We start from the raw sequence: 21066 nt of genomic DNA, 5'->3' as shown, positions 1-21066 counted from the left end.
AGAACGGGGTGGAGGCCATCTGCACGAGCCTGATCGTTGTCTGGGCTATCGATCAGGGCTAGCGGCCGGAGCGGACCGGTATGCACTGCCAGTGACGTTCGCGGACCAGGTGGCAAACCTCGTCCACTGCGATGGCGTCGTAACTGCGGCCGTAGTGTTTACGGAAGCCGAACTCATAAAGGCGAATGTGGTCGTCTGGCTCGACGCCGACATTCGTCAGGCAGGCACGGGCACACTGCAACGGGCAACCATCAATGACCGTAATACTACGGCCGCTGCGGGCGGTGTTTACAAGCGCAGGGACCTGGCCGCCAACCCCCGAGATACAGGACATTTCAAACTCGCCGGTGTGGTCGAGTCGCACCGCGACATTGTTCGCCAGCTGGGCAACATCCGAGCAGCCAGAACAGGCGTAGATCAGCGGGCGGTCCTTTCGGGCTTTCATCGCGATGCCTCCGTCGTAGGTTTCCACCATGGTAAACAAGCCGCCAACCAGGATCGCTTCCCCATTGGAGGTAGCCCGTCGGCGCAGAATGGATAGCTGGAGGTAGGCCCCAGGGGCCGGTTTCCGCCCTGGGAGATATCCCTCTTGGCGCTTATGGGGTAGGCCCTGAAGCATTTGATATTCGTCAAGGTTGGTGAAAGGGGCGCTGTGACGTAATCGACCTACACGATCCAGAAACCGGGGGTTTCAACAATGCTCAGTGCAAGGGACTACAACCCACCAAAAGCCCACAAGGCGCTGCTGTTCTCAACACTCGCCTTTACCACCTGCTTTGCTGTATGGACCATTTTTTCCATCATTGGGGTGAAGATCAAACAGGAGCTCGGCCTGTCCGAGACCCAGTTCGGCCTGATGGTGGCAACGCCGGTGCTGACCGGTTCCATCAGCCGTCTGTTCCTCGGCATCTGGACCGAACGGTTCGGCGGCCGCCTGGTGTTCACCATCCTGATGCTGGCCACCGCAATCGCCGTTTACCTGCTATCCAGCGTCAAAACCTACGAAATGTTCCTGGTGGCCGCGCTCGGGGTGGGACTGGCAGGGGGCTCCTTTATTGTCGGTGTAGCCTACATTTCCGAATGGTACGACAAGGACCATCAGGGCACCGCCCTCGGGGTGTTTGGCGCCGGTAACGTCGGTGCCGCTGTCACCAACTTCGCAGCGCCCTTTCTGGTGGTCGCGTTCGGCTGGCAAACCACCGCACAAATCTACGCTGGCGTACTGGTCGCCATCGCGGTGCTGTTCTATCTGCTGACCGAGAACGACCCCCGCCTGGCGCGCCGTGCGACTGAAGGCACCACCACCATGCCATTGCGTGAACAGCTCGCTCCGCTGGCCAAACTGCAGGTCTGGCGCTTTTCTCTCTACTACTTCTTTGTATTTGGCGCCTTTGTATCCCTCGCCTCCTGGCTGCCCCGTTACTACGTCGGTGCCTACGATATGAGCCTGGAGCAGGCCGGCATGCTGGCCGCCCTGTACACCGCCCCCGCTTCGGTATTTCGGGCCCTCGGCGGCTGGATGTCCGACCGATTCGGTGCCCGCCGGGTGATGTACTGGACCTACGGCGTTTCCCTGATCTGCCTGTTCATCCTGAGCTACCCGGCAACTGACTATGTGGTCCGTGGCATTGATGGTCCGATCGGCTTTTCCATTGTGGTCCCGGTCGCCCTGTTCGTGGTGCTGACAATTACCCTCGGCTTCGTCATGTCTCTCGGCAAGGCCGCCGTCTACAAACACATCCCGGTCTACTACCCGGACCACGTTGGCTCCGTTGGTGGACTGGTGGGCATGATCGGTGGCCTCGGCGGCTTTGTCCTGCCCATCGCCTATGGCGCGATGAATGACATGGTCGGGGTCTGGACCAGCTGTTTCATGCTGCTTTTCGTGATTGTGCTGGTGTCCTTCCTGTGGATGCACGGAGCGATCGTGCGCATGGAGGCCCGCCGCTACCCGGAAATCAGGGGTGCCGAAAGCTCACGTTATCTGCCCGAAATCCAGCCCGATTATGGCCGCGAGGGCACTGCCAACAATTAAACCCATGCCGGCAGGCGATTCCTGCCGGCCTGACTGCTACTTCTGACAATGACCAGTGAGGTTCCACATGACTGACATCAAAACCTGGGAAGTGGAGGACGACCAGTTCTGGGAGTCTTCCGGTCGCAGGATCGCCACCCGCAATCTCTGGATATCCATTCCCAGCCTGCTCTGCGGCTTCGCCGTCTGGCTTTACTGGGGCATTATCTCGGTGCAGATGCTGAACCTGGGCTTTCCGATCCCCAAAGCCGAGCTGTTCACCCTGACCGCCATTGCCGGGCTGACCGGCGCAACGCTGAGGATTCCCAGCAGTTTCTTCATCCGCATCGCCGGCGGCCGCAATACCATCTTCTTTACCACTGCCCTGCTGATGATTCCGGCCCTTGGCACCGGCTTTGCCCTGCAGAACATCGACACACCGCTGTGGGTGTTCCAGCTGCTGGCCTTCCTGTCAGGGATCGGCGGCGGTAATTTTGCTTCCTCCATGTCCAACATCAGCTTTTTCTACCCCAAGCGTCAGCAGGGACTCGCGCTGGGGCTGAATGCCGGTCTTGGTAACGCTGGCGTGACCACCATGCAGATTCTGGTTCCCCTGGTGATGACGTTTGGCATCTTCGGTGGTGAGCCAATGATCCTCGAAAACACTTCCGGCACCCTGATCGGCAAGATTCCTGCCGGTAGCGAAACCTGGATCCACAACGCCGGTTTCGTCTGGTTGCTGCTGCTGATCCCGCTGGCGCTGGCCGGCTGGTTCGGAATGAACAACATCCGTACCGATGCAGTCTCCCCCAACATTGGCTCCCCGGTCGGAGCATTCAGCAAGATCAGCGGCATGCTTCTGGTCGGTTTCCTGACTGCCGCCGCGGGCCTTTACATCATCCTCCCGCAGCCGATGGGCCTGGGCGCCCCGGACTGGACCAAATGGCCGATCATTGCCGGCATCCTGCTGTGCACCGTGCTGTTGCTGAAAATGATCCCCGGTGAGATCAAACCCAATCTGCAGCGCCAGTTCAAAATTTTCTCCAACAAGCACACCTGGATCATGAGTGTTATCTACACCATGACCTTTGGCAGCTTCATCGGCTTCTCCGCCGGCTTTGCCCTCGCCATCAAGGTGGTGTTCGGCTACCAGCACGTCATGGTGGATGGTGTCATGACCCACGACCTTGCCAACCCGGATGGCCCATCGGCCCTGATGTATGCCTGGATGGGCCCCTTCATTGGTGCCCTGATTCGCCCCGTGGGCGGCTGGATTGCGGACAAGGTCGGTGGCGCCCTGGTGACTGGCATTGTGGCCGTTGTGATGGTTGCCAGCTCCTTGGCCCTGGCTTACTACCTCAAGGCCGCCTACAACTCCGCCACACCGCAGGACTACTTCTTGCCCTTCCTGCTGCTGTTCCTGGTGTTGTTTGCCGCCAGCGGCATCGGCAACGGATCCACCTTCCGCACCATCGCCATGATCTTCGACAAGGAACAGGCCGGCCCGGCTCTCGGGTGGACTTCCGCGGTGGCCGCCTACGGTGCCTTCGTGATTCCCCAGGTGTTCGGCGAGCAGATCAAGGCCGCCACTCCAGAAATGGCGCTGTACGGCTTTGCCCTATTCTATGTCGGCTGTCTGGTACTGAACTGGTGGTTCTACCTGGGGCCAAAAGCCGAATTCAAGAATCCCTGACCCAGATCCCATTGCGGTGCACTTGCCGGCCTTCGGGCCGGCTTTTTTTTACCGTCAATTTATTGCGGGCGGCCTCGACCTGACCTAGATTTTCTAGACAGGGCCCTGTCAGAGACAACCGGGGACCTTTCCCACCCGAAAACCCAGAGGATCCTCATGCGTCTACCCTGGCCAGGCGGACTGCTTCTGATGTCCTGCACCTGTACCGTATTTGCCGCTCACGATAATGAACTGACCGCCCTGTCGCTTGAAGAACTGATGAACCTTCGGGTCAGCATTGCCACCGGCACTCCCAAACCGCTGGCACAAGCACCATCGGTCGCCAGCGTGATCACTGCTGCGGAACTGGAAGCCATGGGGGTTCAGGATATTGACGAGGCGCTGGAACTGGTGCCGGGGCTGCATGTCTCCCACGGCAGTTTTGCCTACAGTTCCCGCTACTTCATCCGCGGCATCGTTTCCACCTACAACCCCCACACCCTTGTGCTCGTTAATGGCGTACCGCAAACCAGCCTGTTTACCGGTGACCGCGGCCAGCGGCTGCTCGCCAGAACGGGCTTCCCGGTGAACATGGTTGAGCGGATCGAGGTTATCCGCGGCCCCGGATCAGCGGTATATGGAGCCGATGCCTTTGCCGGGGTGATCAATATCATTACCAAGCCTGCCGAAGGTCTGGAGGGCGGCGAGGCCAGCCTCGGCTACGGCAGTTTTGACAGCCAATACGCCTTCTTCCGCCAGACCATGGATATCGGCGCGGTGGAAGGTGTGTTTTCGGTCGCCTATGACCAGAGTGAAGGCGACGATCCGACCATTCGTGCGGACAATCAGACCGGTCTGGACAGCGCCCTTGGCACCAGTGCATCTCTCGCCCCCGGGCCAGCCAACCTGGGCTACCGCAACCTGGACGTTCGCACCGACCTGTTGTGGGACAGGGTCCGGCTACGGATGTCCTATCGTCAGGATAAGATTGAAACCGCTCTGGGCCTTAATGACAGTCTCGATCCGGACAGCCGCTTCGAACACCGGCATGGCACTGCTGACCTGACCTGGCAGCTGCCGGAGGTTCATCACGACTGGGCCCTGGAGGCCCAGACCAGCTATCTGTACAGCGATTTCCGCAACCCTACAGGTTCTCTCTCGTTCCCCCCGGGCGCAGACTTCACCTTAGTGGGCGGTGGAGGTCCCTTTGCAGATGGCATTTTCCAACGCCCGGAATTGTCTGAGGAGAATGCCCGTTTTGACCTGACCTCAGTGTATACCGGGTTCAGTCAGCATCGAGTTCGATTGGGGACGGGCTATTTCTGGGGCGATATCTTCAAGACGACAGACGCAGTCAACTTCATCCTCAGCGACACCGGCTTTCCGGTTCCCTCCGCACTGACCGATGTCAGTGACACCGACCGGACGTTCCAGCCGGAAAACCAGCGCACCAGCTACTATGCCTTTGTTCAGGACGAGTGGGCGCTGGCGGAACATTGGGAACTGACGGCAGGCCTGCGTTACGACCACTATTCAGATTTCGGCGGCACCACCAATCCCCGGGTGGCGCTGGTCTGGACCACAACGCCGTGGCTCACCAGCAAGCTGCTCTATGGCCGGGCGTTCAGGGCGCCTGCGTTTCTCGAGCTGTACGCCCGTAACAATCCAATCGCCCTGGGCAATCCAGAGCTAGATCCGGAAACCATCGAAAGTACAGAGCTGGCGTTCCAGATCGCCCTGGATTCCGACTGGACGCTCGATCTGAATATCTACCACTACCGGATCAAAGATTTCATCGATTTTGTCGCGGATTCTGGCGGCACCTTTACGGCCCAGAACACCGACAAGGTGCGGGGGCTGGGCGCGGAATCGGAGTTACGGTACCAGCTGACACCTTCGGCGCAGCTGCTGCTCAACTATAGCTACCAGCGCACCCGCGATCAGAACGACAACCCGTTGGGACAGACCCCCAACTCGGATGCCAGCCTGCGGCTGAACTGGCAACCTTCAAGCGAGTGGCAGCTGACGCCGACCCTGGTTTGGGTAGGCGCCACTGAGCGAACAGAAGGAGATACTCGCCCCGATCTGGATGGCTATACCACCCTGGACTTCAGCCTGCGCCGGCAGGTGAACGATGAGGTACAGCTCGACCTGCAGCTAAGGAATATCTTTGACGCCGGTGTCCGCGAAGCCAGTCGCGGCCCCGAGCAGGGTCAGGCCGTACCGAGCCTGCCCGATGACCTGCCGCAACCGGGGCGGAGCGTGATCCTGCAAGCCACCCTGCAATGGTAAACCCCGGGAATTGCGTCAAATCAGCCCGTGGCCTATGTTTTTTAGAGAAGGAAACGCAAGGCCATCCGTGCAGGGAATATTCAGGTAACCCACGTAAAGGGGGAAGAAATGCGCCGTCTGGTGCTGTTCGGGATATTCCTGGCAACACTATCTGGCCCAAGCACGGCCACCCATCAGGATCTATCCGCGCTGAGCCTGGAAGAGTTAATGGCGTTACAGGTCAGTATCGCCACCGGCACCCCGAAACCGTTATCCCAAGCTCCGTCAGTGGCCAGTGTGATCACCGCTGAGGAACTGGAGGCCATGGGCGTCCAGGACATTGACGAAGCCCTGGAGTTGGTGCCCGGCCTGCATGTGTCCCACGGCACATTTCTCTATGCCTCTCGTTATTTCATTCGCGGGATTACGGCCAACCAGAACCCGCACACACTGGTGATGATCAACGGCATTCCACAGACCAGCCTGTTCACCGGCGACCGGGTCGAACAGGTTGTCGGGCGCGCGGGTTTTCCGGTGAAGATGGTCGAACGGATCGAGATCGTCCGCGGACCCGGCTCAGCGGTTTATGGTGCCGACGCTTTCGCCGGCGTCATCAACATCATCACCAAGGCTCCGGAAGATCTGGAGGGCGGAGAGGCAAGCCTGGGCTATGGCAGTTTCGACAGCGGCTATTCCTTCGTGCGACAGGCGATGGATGCGGGCCCTGTGCAAGGGGTGGTATCGATTACCTACGACCAGAGCAACGGGGACGACCCCACCATAGAGGCCGACCAACAGTCCAGCCTAGACGCTTTTCTGGGCACAAATGCGTCCCTGGCGCCAGGCCCGGCCAATCTGGGATATCGTCAGTTGGACGTCCGCACCGATCTGCTCTGGCAGCAACTACGTTTGCGCGTGGCCTATCGTCAGGATCAGGTCGAAACGGCCCAGGGCATCAACGAAACACTGGACCCGGACGGTCGCTTCGAGCAACGCCGGGGAACGATTGATCTGACCTGGCAACAGGATGATTTCCACCCAGACTGGGGGCTCAAAGCCCAGGTCAGCTACCTCTACAACGACTTCCGAAATCCCACGCTGACCCAGCTGTTTCCCCCCGGGGCGGACTTTTCACCCGTCGGCGGAGGTGGTCCCTTTCCCAACGGAGTGCTGCAAGCCCCGGAACTGTCGGAAGAGAACATGCGGCTGGAACTTATCAGTCAGTACCGAGGATGGCAGGATCATAGCCTTCGCCTGGGCGCTGGTTACTTCTGGGGGGATATATTTGAAACAACCGATGCGACCAACTACATGTTCTCGCCAACAGGTTTTCCGGTACCCGCCTCCCTTGAGGATGTCAGCGACACCGACCGCGCCTTTCTCCCAGAGGGCCAGCGCACCAGTCGCTTTGTCTTCATCCAGGATGAATGGGCCTTTGCGCCCCGCTGGGAACTGACCGCCGGCGTGCGCTATGACCACTATTCAGACTTCGGCGATACGGTGAACCCGCGGCTTGCTCTGGTCTGGACAACCACCCCGTGGCTGACCACCAAACTGTTATACGGTGAAGCCTTCCGTGCACCCGCCTTCTTTGAACTGTATGCCCGCAACAACCCGGTGGCCCTCGGCAACCCGGAGCTGGAACCTGAAACCATCAAAAGCGCGGAACTGGCACTCACCCTGACGCCAATGGAAGACTGGTCGCTGGATTTCAACCTCTACCAATACCGCATCAAGAGTCTGATTGATTTCGTGGCAGACCCGGGTGGCACCTTCACCGCCCAGAATATCGGCAAGGTTCGGGGCTTGGGTGCAGAAACGGAGTTGCGATACCAACTGGCCCCTTCGCTGCAGTTAATGGCCAATTACAGTTACCAGCGCACCCGCGACCAGGACGGCAATCCGCTGGGGCTAACACCCAACGCCGATGCCAGCCTGCGACTGAACTGGCAGCCATCGGGAGACTGGCAGGTGACCCCGTCCGTCGTCTGGCTGGGTTCCAGCAAGCGGGCTGCGGGCGACTCCCGCCCCGAACTGGACGGCTACACCACCCTCGACGTCAACGTGCGCCGGCGCGTGAGCGACGATGTCCAGCTCGGCTTGCAGCTGCGTAACGCCTTTGATGCTGATGTCCGCGAGGCCAGTCGCGGCCCCGAGCAGGGCCAGGCCGTACCGAGCCTGCCCGATGACCTGCCCCAAGCCGGTCGCAGTGTCATCCTGCAGGCGATTGTTAACTGGTAGGTGGATAAAAAAGGGGCAACGCCCTTACACCGTTGCCCCAACGACCACTGATGGGAGTGGTTAACCGGTCGGATTACTGACTGATGGCCACCAAGCGTGCCGGATCCGGAATAAACAGGCGGCTGCGGTTAACCCGCACCAGGCCCTGACTTTTCAGTTCCGCGAGAATGCGGGAGAAGGTTTCCGGCTGCATGGCGAGACGCGAGGCCACCAGACATTTGGGCAGAGGCAACTCCACTTCACTGCCCCGCTGACTGTTCTCCGGCAACAGGTTGATCAGATAACGCACCAGCCGGTCACGGGCGTTCTGGACGGTCATGATTTCCAACTCGTGGAATCTCGATACCGCCCGCGAGGCATAATGCTGCAAGGCGCTGCGGGCATATTCCGGGTGCTGCGCCAGCATCTGCTGGTAGGCCCTGATTGGAATCACCAGCACCTGTCCCTGGCACAGGGCTTCGGCGTAACAGGCATAGCGGGCCGGTTCCGCATAGATCATCACTTCGGCGAAACAGTCCCCTGTGGCGATGCTGTCGAGGGTGCGTTCAACGCCGGAAGCATCCAGCCGGTACAGCCGCAGGCGACCGGAGATCACGAAATAGAAGTGCTGGGCCGCCATGTCCTGGTGGTACAACAGCTGGTGATGAGCCAGGCTGACCCGGCGGGAGCTGCTGACGATGTCATCGAAGTCGTCGTCGTCAAAATCCCGGAACAGGGCATGGCTCCTGAGCGCCTGCAGGTCATCGTTCAGGGAACGGCGCGAACCGGGGGTGAACAGTATTGGTTTGTGTATGCGCGGTTCAACCGCCTGCGCGACGCCCATGACGAACTCCTCTGCACAATCCTGATAGTCAGTGTTGTTATCATGGTAGGGAAGGTTCACAGGCTTGGCGCTCCCCCGATGGGGGTAGTTGGCAGGGGGAAATGAGGTACCCACCAAATAGCAGAAAGCCGGAGCGAACCCCGGCTTTGCCTGACTGATGGTCTACTGCATCAGTGGCGAATCCGGCAGCTCCAGGTCGACTCCGGACACGCCGGTTTCCATGGCCAGCACCTGCACGTATTGTCTCAACGCTCGCCGACTCACGCTTTCCAGCAACTGGTGGCGCACCATGGGCCTGGCGGCATCGAACGGCAGTGGCTCGCCTTCCAGGCGCTGGTCAATCCGTACGATGTGCCAGCCGTAGCGGCTCTCCACCAGATCCGGAGCCAGCCCCTCGGCAAAGCCCCACACCTTATTCTCGAACTCCCGCACCGTCTGCCCCCGCACCAACTGCCCCAGGGAACCACCGGTATTACGGGACTCACACGCCGAGTGCTGACGGGCCACGGCCTCGAAACTGAGCGGTTCCTCACGCAGTTGCTGCAGCAGCATCCGGCCCAGGTCCTCCTGCTGAAGGCGGCCATCGACATCGTCTGGCGCGGCCGCCAGCAGGATGTGGCTGGCAGCCAGAACGGTGGGACTGTGGAACTTGTGCCGGTTGGCCTCATAGAAACGGCGGCAATCGTCTTCCGACGGCTCCGGTACTTCCAGTTCCCGTTCGAGAACGCCGGCGATCCGCTGTTCCTCATCGTCGCCAGACAGACCCAGCGCCGTTGCCCGCTGCAACAACAATTCACGGATCACCAGACTCCGTGCCGCTTCATGCCAGGCGGCGCTGACCTCCGCAGCCGGATGGTGCTGAAGCTCCGCAGCAATGTCGGACTCAGGAATCAGGCGCTCGCCGACCTGAACCGGTGGGAACTGGTTACGAGGCTTGTCAGCTTCGCCGGTGGGGATCAGTTGCATGACTAGTTCTCCAAATCTGATGTCGTGGGGACAGGGTTCAGGCCTGCCCCCACTGGCTGCGGATTACGCCCGTTTGCGCACAATCTGGTAGCGCCGGGTCAGATACTCCAGCGGCGCACTGAACATGTGAACCAGGCGAGTGAACGGGAACACCACAAAGATGGTCAGGCCCAGGAAAATGTGCAGTTTGTAGATCCAGTGCACATCGGCGATGTAAGCCGCCGCGCCACCCTGGAAGGTCAGGATGCCCTGCGCCCAGGCCGAGAACTTGAGCATGGTGCCGCCGTCCAGGTGCCCCAGGGTCGGGTAAATGGTCATCAGCCCCAGAGCCACCTGGGCGGTCAACAGCACGATGATCATGTTGTCAGCACCGGAGCTGCTCGCCCGCACCCGTGGGTCCGTGAAGCGCCGGATCATCAGCATCAGCGCGCCGACCAGACAGGCCGCGCCGGCAATGCCCCCTACCACGATGGCCATCACCTGCTTCTGGCCGGGGGTGATGAACGGTTCATAGACCCAATGCGGCGTCAGCAGGCCAACAAAATGCCCGAAGAACACCACCAATATGCCTGCATGGAACAGACCGCTGGCCAGCGCCATGTTCTTCTTGCGCAGCATCTGGCTGGAGCCCGCCTTCCAGGTGAACTGGCCATGGTCATAACGCACCCAGCTGCCGATGAAGAGCACGGCCAGGGCGATGTAGGGGTAAATCCCGAAAACCAGTGTATTGAGATAAGACATCGAATTCCCTCCTCTGCCGTCAGGCTTGCCCTGTCCGCGCCACCTGGGCACCGGACAGCAGTTGGTCACTGAGATGGATGGTCTGGACCTGCTCCAGTTCACGGCGGCGCTGGCCGACCGCGCCCTGATCCCCGCAGGAACTGCCCTGGTCATCCACAAATTTCACCATTTCCTCCTCCCACACCCGGTCCAGGGCTTCGGGCGTGTCGTCCCGGGCCTCGGCGGCCACCAGCGCCGCCAGTTCCTGCCGGTCCGGCTCGCGACCGGCTACTTGCAGCAGGGCATCAAACAGCAGGTGGTACTGGCTTTCACGCTGGTACAGCCGCTCCGCCAGCAATCCCAGGATGTGGTGGATGTCTTCCAGCCAGCTCTGGATATCCGTAACCGGACGGGTGGACAGGAATTCCAGAAACAGCGGCAGGTAGTCCGGCAATTCCCGGGCATCCAGTTCCAGACCTGCGGCCTCGTACTGGGCCAGCAAATCCACCATGGCCTGGCCACGGTCGCGGGATTCCCCATGGACATGCTCGAACAACAGCAACGACAGGGCCCGTCCACGGTCAAAGGTTTCCACGTAGGCTTCCTGAAGATCCATCAGGTCACCGCCACACAGCCCCTCGATACAACTCAGCAGTGCCTGCTTCTGGTGTGTCTTCAGTAAGCCGTCCTCCAGGACCGCTGAGGTCAGCTCATCCCGGGCCGCCTGCAGACCGGCCGTGGGGTAATCCAGCAGCCGGGCAATCACTCGCAATAGGTTCATACTGATTCTCCTCAGTCCTGAAGCTGGCGTGGGTCAACCTGTTTCACGGTGGTCAGCTGCTGCACCATGGTGGTGGTCTGTTTTTTGCCACCAAACAGGCTGAACTCGCTGTCGCCACCCTGACAGCCATCGCCGAAGCTGAAGCCACAGCCATTCCGTTCAGGGAAGGCCTCACGGGCCAATTCACGGTGACTGGTCGGAATCACAAAGCGGTCCTCGTAGTTGGCAATGGCCAGGTAGCGGTACATCTCATCGGCCTGGGCCTTACTCAACCCGGCCTCCTCCAGAGGTCGCAGGTCTTCCCTGCCTTCGACCGTTTCCGCCCGTTTGTAGAGGCGCATGGCGAGGATGCGTTTCAGGGCGGTGACCACCGGTTTTTCATCACCAGCGGTGAGCAGATTGGCCAGATACTTCACCGGTATCCGCAAGCTTTCGATCTTCGGCAGTATGCCCTCGAACTCGACTTTGCCAGCTTCCGCCGCAGACTGGATCGGCGACAGTGGCGGCACGTACCAGACCATGGGCAGGGTGCGGTATTCCGGGTGCAGCGGCAGCGCCAGCTTCCAGTCCACGGCCATCTTGTAGACCGGGCTCTGCTGGGCAGCCTGGATGACGTTGTCCGGAATGCCATCTAACTTCGCCTGCTCGATCACTTTGGGATCGAACGGATCGAGGAAGATCTCCAGCTGCTTCTCGTACAGGTCCTGCTCACCAGGGGCGCTGGCCACTTCCTCGATACGGTCAGCGTCGTAGAGCAGCACGCCCAGATAACGGATACGACCAACGCAGGTCTCGGAGCACACGGTGGGCATGCCGGCCTCAATGCGCGGGTAGCAGAAAATGCACTTCTCGGATTTGCCGGTTTTCCAGTTGAAGTAGATCTTCTTGTACGGACAGCCCGACACACACATCCGCCAGCCCCGGCACTTGTCCTGGTCGATCAGGACGATGCCGTCCTCCTCCCGCTTGTATATGGCGCCACTGGGGCAGCTGGCCACACAGGCCGGGTTGAGACAGTGCTCGCACAGTCGCGGCAGGTACATCATGAAGGTGTTCTCGAACTGGCCATAGATGTCGGCCTGGACCTGATCGAAGTTCTTGTCCTTGCGGCGCTTGGCGAACTCAGTACCGAGGATTTCCTCCCAGTTCGGGCCCCACTCCACTTTTTTCATGCGCTCGCCGGAAATCAGCGAACGGGGTCGGGCAACCGGCTGATGCTTGCTGTCACCGGCGGTGTGCAGATGCTGGTAATCGAAATCAAACGGCTCGTAATAGTCGTCGATCTGGGGCAGGTCAGGGTTGGCAAAGATGTTTGCCAACACCCGGAACTTGCCGCCGATACGGGGGCGGATACGGCCGTTGCTGTCTCGCAGCCAGCCGCCTTTCCACTTATCCTGATTTTCCCATTCCTTGGGGTACCCGATGCCGGGCTTGGTTTCGACGTTGTTGAACCAGGCATACTCCATGCCTTCACGGCTCGTCCAGACGTTCTTGCAGGTGACCGAGCAGGTGTGACAACCGATGCACTTGTCGAGGTTCAGCACCATGCCAACTTGGGAACGGATCTTCATTTCACTGCCTCCTGTACATCATCGTTGCCTTCGCCATCGAGCCAGTCCACCCGGTGCATCTTGCGCACGACCACGAACTCGTCGCGGTTGGATCCGACCGTGCCGTAGTAGTTGAAGCCGTACGAATACTGGGCATAACCACCGATCATGTGGGTCGGTTTCGGGCACACCCGGGTGACCGAGTTATGGATACCGCCACGAGTACCCGTGACCTCGGAGCCGGGGACATTCACGATCCGCTCCTGGGCGTGGTACATCATCACCATGCCGGGCATTACCCGCTGGCTCACCACGGCCCGGGCCGCGATGGCACCGTTGCTGTTGAACAGCTCAATCCAGTCGTTGTCTTCAACACCAATGTCACGGGCATCGTCTTCACTGAGCCAGACAATCGGACCACCGCGGGACAGGGTCAACATCAGCAGGTTGTCGCTGTAGGTACTGTGAATACCCCACTTCTGGTGCGGTGTGATCCAGTTCAGCGCCTTCTCCGGATTGCCATTGGAGTGCTTGCCCATCATCGGGGCCGCCGCCTTGGTGTTGATGGGAGGACGGTACACCAGCAGGCTCTCACCAAACGCCCGCATCCATTCGTGATCCTGGTAGAACTGCTGACGTCCGGTGAGGGTGCGCCAGGGAATCAGCTCGTGGACGTTGGTGTAACCGGCGTTGTACGACACGTGTTCATCTTCCAGACCAGACCAGGTCGGGCTGGAGATGATCTTGCGCGGTTGCGCCACGATGTCGCGGAAGCGGATTTTTTCCTCTTCCTTATTGGTGGCCAGATGGGTGTGATCCAGACCGGTGATATCAGACAGTGCCTTCCAGGCCTTGACCGCCACCTGACCGTTGGTTTCTGGCGCCAGTGAGAGGATCACCTCAGCGGCATCAATGGCCGATTCAATTTTGGCCAGACCGGCGTTGGCACCTTCGCTGTGGCGATGGTTGAGATCGCCGAGGAAATCCACTTCCTTCTGGGTGTTCCAGCTGATGCCCTTGCCGCCATTACCCAGTTTTTCCATCAGCGGGCCGAGGGAGGTGAAACGGGCGTAGGTGTTGGGGTAGTCCCGCTCCACGGTGATGAAGTTCGGCGCCGTCTTGCCTGGAATCAGCTCGCACTCGCCTTTCTTCCAGTCTTTCACATCGAATGGCTGGCCCAGCTCCGCTGGCGCGTCATGCAACAGCGGCAGGGTGACCACGTCCTTTTCCACACCAAGGTGGCCTTCGGCCGCCTTGGAGAAGGCCTTTGCGATGCCCTTGTAGATTTCCCAGTCGCTGCGGGCCTCCCAGGCCGGATCGGTCGCCGCAGTGAGCGGGTGAATGAACGGGTGCATGTCCGAGGTATTGAGGTCGTTCTTCTCATACCAGGTGGCCGTCGGCAGCACTATGTCGGAGTACAGGCAGGTGGTGGACATGCGGAAATCCAGGGTCACCAGCAGATCGAGCTTGCCCTGCTTGGCCTCATCGTGCCATTTGACCTCCTGTGGCTTGGCGCCCCCTTCCTGGCCCAGGTCCTTGCCCTGCAAGCCATTGGTGGTGCCCAGCAAGTACTTGAGCATGTACTCGTGGCCCTTGCCGGAGGAGCCCAGAAGGTTGGAGCGCCAGACGAACAGGTTGCGGGGATGGTTCTGCTCGCCGTCGGGGTCTTCGCTGGCAAACGCCAGGCTGCCGTCCTTGAGGGATTGAGCAACGTAGTCCGGTACTGCCATGCCGGCGCGCTCTGCCTCAGCGGCGATGGTCAGCGGGTTACGGTTTAGCTGGGGCGCCGATGGCAGCCAGCCCATGCGCTCAGCGCGAACGTTGTAGTCGATCAGGCTACCGGAGAATTTCGACTTGTCCGCCAGCGGTGACAGGATCTCATCCACCCCCACCTTTTCGTAACGCCACTGGCCGGAATGCGCGTAGAAGAACGAGGTGGAGTTCATGTGCCGGGGCGGGCGCTGCCAGTCGAGACCGAACGCCAGCGGCTGCCAGCCGGTCTGCGGGCGCAGCTTCTCCTGGCCAACATAGTGGGCCCAGCCGCCACCGCTCTGGCCGATGCAGCCACAGAGGATCAGCATGTTGATCAGACCACGGTAGTTCATGTCCATGTGGTACCAGTGGTTCATACCGGCACCAACGATCACCATGGATTTGCCGCGGGTCTTGTCGGCGTTGTCGGCGAACTCGCGAGCAATGCGAATGACTTTTTCGGCGGGTACCCCGGTGATTTGCTCCTGCCAGGCCGGAGTGTAGGGCTTGACCTCATCATAGCCACTCGCACCGTCGTCATCGCCGAGACCACGGCTGATGCCGTAGTTGGCCACCATCAGGTCGAACACCGTGACCACCCGAGCCTGTTCGCCATTGGCCAGGCTCACCGTACGGCTGCCCAGCTTGTGGGTCAGAGTGTCGCTGATTTTGACGTGATTGAAATGCTCGTGCTCAATACCGCCGAAGTACGGAAAGGCCACATCCACCACATCGTCGTGGTGCTCTACCAGAGACAGCCGCAGTTTGACGTCCTTGCTGGCAGCGGTCTGTTTCAGGTTCCACTTGCCCTTCTCACCCCAGCGGTAACCTATGGAGCCGTTGGGAGCAATCAGATCGTCGCTGTCTTCACTGATCGCGATGGTCTTCCACTCGGGATTGTTGTCCTCTCCCAGGCCATCCACCAGGTCGCTGGCACGGAGGAAACGGCCCGGAACGTAGCGGCCATCCTCGGCTTTATCGAGCATCACCAGGTAAGGCATGTCGGTGTAGCGTCGGACATAGTCGGTGAAGTACGGGCTCGGGTTATCGATGTGGAACTCTTTCAGGATGACGTGACCCATGGCCATGCCCAGGGCAGCGTCGGTCCCCTGCTTGGGGTTGAGCCATTCATCGGACAACTTGGAGACTTCCGCGTAGTCCGGCGTGATGGCCACGGTCTTGGTGCCCTTGTAGCGCACCTCGGTGAAGAAGTGGGCATCCGGGGTACGGGTCTGCGGCACGTTCGAGCCCCAGGCAATGATGTAGCCCGAGTTGTACCAGTCAGCGGACTCCGGCACATCGGTCTGCTCCCCCCAGGTTTGCGGTGAAGCCGGCGGCAGATCGCAGTACCAGTCATAGAAGCTCATGCAGACGCCACCGATCATCGACAGGTAACGGCTACCGGCGGCGTAGGACACCATCGACATGGCCGGGATCGGGGAGAACCCGATGATCCGGTCCGGTCCGAATTTCCTGGCGGTATACACGTTGGCGGCAGCGATCAGCTCATTGAGCTCGTCCCAACTGGAGCGGACAAAACCGCCCATGCCCCGGCGGGTCTTGTATTCCGCGCTCTTGGCGGGATCCTCCACGATGGAGATCCAGGCGGTGACCGGGTCGCTGTGCTCGGCCTTCGCCGCACGCCACAGCTTGAGCAGGTGTTTACGGGCCAGTGGGTACTTCAGACGGTTGGCGCTGTACATGTACCAGGAATAACTGGCACCGCGGGGGCAACCCCGGGGCTCATGGTTCGGCAGGTCCGGACGGGTACGGGGGTAGTCGGTCTGCTGGGTTTCCCAGGTCACCAGACCGTTCTTGACGTATATCTTCCAGCTGCAGGAGCCAGTGCAGTTCACACCGTGGGTGGAACGCACGATTTTGTCATGCTGCCAACGCTTGCGGTAACCGTCTTCCCAGTCCCGACTGACGTCGTGGGTTTCGCCGTGATCATCGGCAAACGGCTCGCGCTTCTTCCTGAAATAATTCAGCTTATCGATCAAGTGACTCATGGTCTCTCTCCAGACACTGCGGGTCGGACTGCTGGTGCCGACGACACCATTGTCGCCAGTTCCATTTGGTTCCATTGTGAGAGAGCCTGACGCTGAAATCTGCGTGGTTACCCCGAGAGACCCGGGTTCTATCCCGATAGGGGTAGGCGGGGTGTCAGACCTTTGGGAAAGACCGGCCTCAGAGCGCCCGGTCGAGAGGGCGATAATGCCGATAGTGCGCGGACTCCAGCGTCAGCACCGTCATCCCGCACAGGGCAAACAACAGCATGAACACTGAGCTGCGGATGCCAACGAGGTCATTGGCCATACCAAACATCATTGGCAGGGCAAAGGCCGAGATACAGCCGCTGGCCAGCATCATTCCGCCAACACCGCCAAGGTGTTTTGGGAACTGCTCAAACAACAGCCGCATCACAGCGCCAATTCCGGTCCCCATGGCGGCACTCAGCAACACCAGCAACACCACACTCACGCTCAGCGACGGGGCCAGGTGCAGCGGGATATCCCTCGTGACACCATGAATCGTCATGGTGGTATCCGGATACGACAGCAGAAACAGCAGCACCAGCGCCGAGAACAACGCGATCCGTAACACCAGCACCGAACCAAAACGATCAGCCCCCATCCCCCCAGGCACCTGAGACAGCACCATGGGAAGGGCAAACAGCAGGGACCAGCGGGCGCCGTCATCCAGCGACAGCGAAAACACCGCCGACAGATAGCCCGGCAGCCAGAGCATCAGCGCCACCACGCCACCGAACAGGAATCCGAAATAAAGCGAGAAACGGCAGGCCATGGGCGTAATCCACAGCTGTGCCGTTGCGTCACTGCGGGAAGGCTGCGGCGATTGCGACGGCCGGGGTTCCGGGTCGGTCAGCACCAGTAACAGCAGGATTATCAGAACAATCACCAGCAGGTACGCCAGCGGCGCCAGCTCCCAGGAATAGGCTTCCCTCACCGCTGGCACAATCAGATAGGAAAACCCGGCACCGCCGAGCCCAACGCCAAACACCCCGAACACCAAGCCAGCCCGGCCCGGTGGGAGGTAAGACACCAGATAATGCAAACCGGCACTGAACAACCCGCCGGCCATGCCCAACCCGGCCCCAGCCAGCAGGAACCCCGTATAGGAGGTCACCCAGCTCAGAAGTGCCAGCGCCACCACCAGCCCAACCAGACAAGCGAGAATCACCCGCCGCCCGCCAAAGCGCTGAGTCATCAGTCCCAAGGGAAATGACAGCAATCCGCCTGCCAGTACCGGCATTGCGATCAACAGGGCGTAACGGGTGTTGCTCAACTGGAAGATTCTTTGCAGATCAACGCCGATCACGGCAAACAGTGTCCAGCAGGCAAATGCAACGAAGAACGCTGCCAGGGTGAGGGGCAGAACGATGGTCAGTGAGGTCTGGTCGACCGTCGGGCCACGATGCGGAATCATGCTTCACGTATCCAGAACCAGAATGCCCTGCTATTTTGATAGTTTGAAGCGGAACACGGCAAAAGGTCTTTGGGGGATGTACCTTCAGGGGTAGCGGCCTACCTCCGAGGGGGTATGCAGAAAATGCCACTCGTTGCATTATCATGGCTCACTCAGGACCCCCTCAGGTAAAGATGGAAAAGCGGAACACCATGCTGGGCAATTCACTGGTACACCGGGTGGGTGCGGTCGTCGCGTCGATCAGCATCGTTGCTCTTGTCAACATTGTCATCTCTTTGGCAATTTCGGCGAGCATCCAGGGAAGTGCCACCGCCATCAACCTCGCCGGCTCCCTGCGCATGCAAAGCTATGTCCTGCTCAGCGACTGGCTGGAGGAACAGCACACCCCCGGCAGCCAGGCAGAATCACAACGCCAGCACCGGATCGACGACTTCAGCGAACGGCTTAGCCACAACGCCCTGGTGGATGCCCTGCCAGATTCAGACGATCACCCGCTGGCACAGCAACATCACCTGATCACGGAGTCCTGGCAGCAGAGCATTCGCCCGGCCCTGATGGCCCCACCCGACACCCAGAGTGCCAACCGTTTACGAGCGGAAATCAGCCGTCTGGTGGCCAGCATTGAAACCCTGGTCACACAGCTGGAAGATCGCACCGAGGCCCGAGTACGGTTAATGAATCTGGTCCAGACCATCAGCTTCGTATTTGCCGCGCTGGTGATTTTCCTGATGATGATTGATATCAAGAACCGGGTGGTGAAGCCCCTGGGCCGGTTGCTCGATGTCGCCTATGCGGTAGGCCGCAAGGATTTTGATCAGCGGGCTGGGCTGGAGGGGCGGGACGAACTGAGCCGGCTCGGCAAGGCCTTCGACCAGATGACCAGCGCGCTGGCGGTGAGTTACAGCAGTCTGGAAAGTGAAGCCAGCGAGAAAACCCGGGAACTCGAGAAAAGTCACGCCGCCCTTGAGCTGCTGCACAAGGCCAGTCGCTCCCTCTACGCCAACAACGACCTGTGCGGCGGCGCTATTCCGCTGCTGCAGAGCCTGGAAGAACTGCTCAACATTGGCCCCATCCGGCTCTACCTGCACGATCGCAATGCCCCGGAAATGGTCGAGGCCGTGACTACCGCTACCCTCGAACGGCCCTATTACTGCAAAGACCATGACTGTAACGCCTGCCTGGTGGACACCAAGGCCTATGAAAGCCTGCCAACCAGCCAGGACGGCGGTCGCCTGCTGCTGCCCATCCAGACCGCCAATGCCCTGCTCGGCACTCTGGAAGTGTGGTATCGCAAAAGCCGGGGGCTGCCGAGTACGTCTCGGCGCCTGCTGGAAACCCTGTGCGATCAGCTCGCCACCGCCATTTTCCTGCAAAACCAGATGACCGAGCAGCAGCAACTGACCCTGGCTGAGGAGCGCGCAGTCATCGCCCGGGAGCTGCACGATTCACTGGCCCAGTCACTGTCGTATCTCAAAATGCAGGTGACCCGCCTGCGCCGGGTTGAACTGACCAGCGACAATCAGGCCCTCCATGAGGACATCCTCAATGAGCTGAGCACCGGGCTTAACAGCGCCTACCGCCAGCTACGGGAACTGCTCACCACCTTTCGCCTCAAGCTGGATACGCCGGACCTGGGTACCGCGTTGCGAGAGACCATCGGGGAATTCAGCCAGCGCCTTGAAGCTCCGATTAACCTCGACTACCACCTGCCGCCGCGCACTCTGTCGGCCAACGAAGAAATTCATGTGCTGCAGATTGTCCGCGAAGCGTTGGCCAACACGGTCAAACACGCCAGGGCGACTCGGGTGGACGTAGCCGTCCAGTTCGATTCCCCGAGGGTCAGCGTCGCGATCAGGGACAATGGCGTCGGACTGCCTGACGGCGACCAGCCACCCCAACATTATGGTCTGATCATCATGCAGGACCGGGCACGGACCCTGGGCGGCAAGATCCGCATCAACAACCTTGCCAGCGGCGGTGTCGAAGTCTCGCTGACCTTTGTTCCCCAGAGCCGGCACCTGATCCCGACCCGGACAAACACCGAACAACAAGCATCGTAACAACGAGGACGCTCATGTCAGATATGGACAGCCAGGCCAGCATACTGCTGATTGACGACCACCCACTGCTTCGCCGGGGCATCAGACAGCTGGTGGAACTGGAAAATGATATGGAGGTCGTTGGCGAGGCCAGCAACGCCCTTGAAGGCATTGAGAAGGCTCTTGCCCTCGAACCGGACCTGATTCTGCTTGATCTCAACATGCCGGAAATCAACGGTATCGAAACCCTGAAACGTCTGCGCGCCGAGAATGTCGGCTCACGGGTGGTGATCTTCACCGTCTCCGACCATGAAGACGACGTGGTCGCCGCGCTCCGTGCCGGCGCCGACGGATACCTGCTCAAGGACATGGAGCCGGATGATCTGGTGCCCCAGCTCCGCCAGGCGGCGCTCGGACGCATGACCATCAGCGACCGGCTGACGGCGTTGCTGGCACAAGCGTTGCGAGACCAGAAACCGGAAACCGAAAAAGCCGATTACAACAGCCTGACGCCCAGGGAAAAAGACATTCTCATCCTGATTGCCGACGGCCTCTCCAACAAGATGATTGGCCGCAAGCTGGACATCAGCGACGGCACCGTGAAGGTGCATGTCAAACACCTGCTGAAGAAGCTCAAACTGCGCTCCCGAGTTGAAGTTGCGGTATGGGCCGTTGAAGAGGGGCTGCACCGTCAGTGACGTAACCCCGGACTGAGCCAGAGACCGGCTGAGTTATATCAAGGCTCGGCCTCCGGGTTTTTCGTACCCTGCTGCAGACATTCATCGTCCGG

At 60.2% G+C, this 21066-nt stretch carries 14 protein-coding genes; 6 read left to right on the top strand and 8 right to left on the bottom strand.

Going from position 1 to position 21066, the window contains the following annotated elements; genetic code table 11:
* Positions 1-58 precede the first annotated feature (58 nt).
* Positions 59-445 (bottom strand): putative zinc-binding protein, encoded by a 387-nt coding sequence (locus BLV11_RS02215; RefSeq protein WP_091811381.1) that lies wholly within the window; start codon positions 443-445, stop codon positions 59-61.
* Positions 446-697: 252 nt separating this feature from the next.
* Between BLV11_RS02215 and BLV11_RS02210 the strand changes: the two genes are divergently transcribed.
* From BLV11_RS02210 to BLV11_RS02195, 4 genes are all read left to right on the top strand, one after another.
* A complete protein-coding gene (locus BLV11_RS02210) occupies positions 698-2035 on the top strand; it encodes an MFS transporter (protein WP_091811294.1) in 1338 nt (445 codons plus the stop codon).
* Positions 2036-2102: 67 nt separating this feature from the next.
* Complete coding sequence (locus BLV11_RS02205; protein ID WP_091811293.1) at positions 2103-3707, top strand: MFS transporter; 1605 nt, start codon at positions 2103-2105, stop codon at positions 3705-3707.
* A 189-nt stretch (positions 3708-3896) separates the two neighbouring features.
* Positions 3897-5978 (top strand): TonB-dependent receptor plug domain-containing protein, encoded by a 2082-nt coding sequence (locus tag BLV11_RS02200; protein WP_175528253.1) that lies wholly within the window; start codon positions 3897-3899, stop codon positions 5976-5978.
* Positions 5979-6086: 108 nt separating this feature from the next.
* A complete protein-coding gene (locus BLV11_RS02195; RefSeq protein WP_091811291.1) occupies positions 6087-8198 on the top strand; it encodes a TonB-dependent receptor plug domain-containing protein in 2112 nt (703 codons plus the stop codon).
* 73 nt (positions 8199-8271) lie between these two features.
* On the opposite strand, the gene BLV11_RS02190 is transcribed toward BLV11_RS02195, so the two are convergent.
* The 7 genes from BLV11_RS02190 to BLV11_RS02160 form a co-directional block, all read right to left on the bottom strand.
* The gene (locus BLV11_RS02190; RefSeq protein ID WP_091811290.1) at positions 8272-9021 is read right to left on the bottom strand and encodes a Crp/Fnr family transcriptional regulator; all 750 of its coding nucleotides are present in this window, start codon (positions 9019-9021) and stop codon (positions 8272-8274) included.
* A 162-nt stretch (positions 9022-9183) separates the two neighbouring features.
* Positions 9184-9987 carry a peptidylprolyl isomerase gene (locus BLV11_RS02185; protein WP_091811289.1) on the bottom strand — a complete coding sequence of 268 codons (804 nt, stop codon included), beginning with the start codon at positions 9985-9987 and terminating at the stop codon, positions 9184-9186.
* A gap of 63 nt (positions 9988-10050) precedes the next feature.
* Positions 10051-10728 carry a respiratory nitrate reductase subunit gamma gene (gene narI / locus BLV11_RS02180; protein WP_091811288.1) on the bottom strand — a complete coding sequence of 226 codons (678 nt, stop codon included), beginning with the start codon at positions 10726-10728 and terminating at the stop codon, positions 10051-10053.
* Positions 10729-10747: 19 nt separating this feature from the next.
* Positions 10748-11488 carry a nitrate reductase molybdenum cofactor assembly chaperone gene (gene narJ / locus BLV11_RS02175; RefSeq protein WP_091811287.1) on the bottom strand — a complete coding sequence of 247 codons (741 nt, stop codon included), beginning with the start codon at positions 11486-11488 and terminating at the stop codon, positions 10748-10750.
* A gap of 11 nt (positions 11489-11499) precedes the next feature.
* On the bottom strand, positions 11500-13059 hold the full coding sequence (narH, locus tag BLV11_RS02170; RefSeq protein ID WP_091811286.1) for a nitrate reductase subunit beta: 1560 nt from the start codon (positions 13057-13059) through the stop codon (positions 11500-11502).
* A complete protein-coding gene (locus tag BLV11_RS02165) occupies positions 13056-16799 on the bottom strand; it encodes a nitrate reductase subunit alpha (protein WP_091811285.1) in 3744 nt (1247 codons plus the stop codon). The genes narH and BLV11_RS02165 overlap by 4 nt, the downstream gene beginning before the upstream one ends.
* A 178-nt stretch (positions 16800-16977) precedes the next feature.
* Entirely contained in the window at positions 16978-18237 is a 1260-nt protein-coding gene (locus BLV11_RS02160) for an MFS transporter (RefSeq protein WP_091811284.1), read from the bottom strand.
* 173 nt (positions 18238-18410) lie between these two features.
* Here BLV11_RS02160 and BLV11_RS02155 point away from each other — a divergent pair, with 173 nt between their 5' ends.
* The gene (locus BLV11_RS02155; RefSeq protein ID WP_245725878.1) at positions 18411-20297 is read left to right on the top strand and encodes a histidine kinase; all 1887 of its coding nucleotides are present in this window, start codon (positions 18411-18413) and stop codon (positions 20295-20297) included.
* Positions 20298-20311: 14 nt separating this feature from the next.
* Positions 20312-20974, top strand: a complete 663-nt coding sequence (narL, locus tag BLV11_RS02150) for a two-component system response regulator NarL (protein ID WP_091811283.1) — start codon at positions 20312-20314, stop codon at positions 20972-20974.
* The last annotated feature ends 92 nt before the right edge of the window (positions 20975-21066 follow it).

It is taken from the genome of Marinobacter mobilis (assembly GCF_900106945.1).
Taxonomy (GTDB): domain Bacteria; phylum Pseudomonadota; class Gammaproteobacteria; order Pseudomonadales; family Oleiphilaceae; genus Marinobacter; species Marinobacter mobilis.
This window is presented reverse-complemented; position numbering and strand designations above follow the sequence as displayed.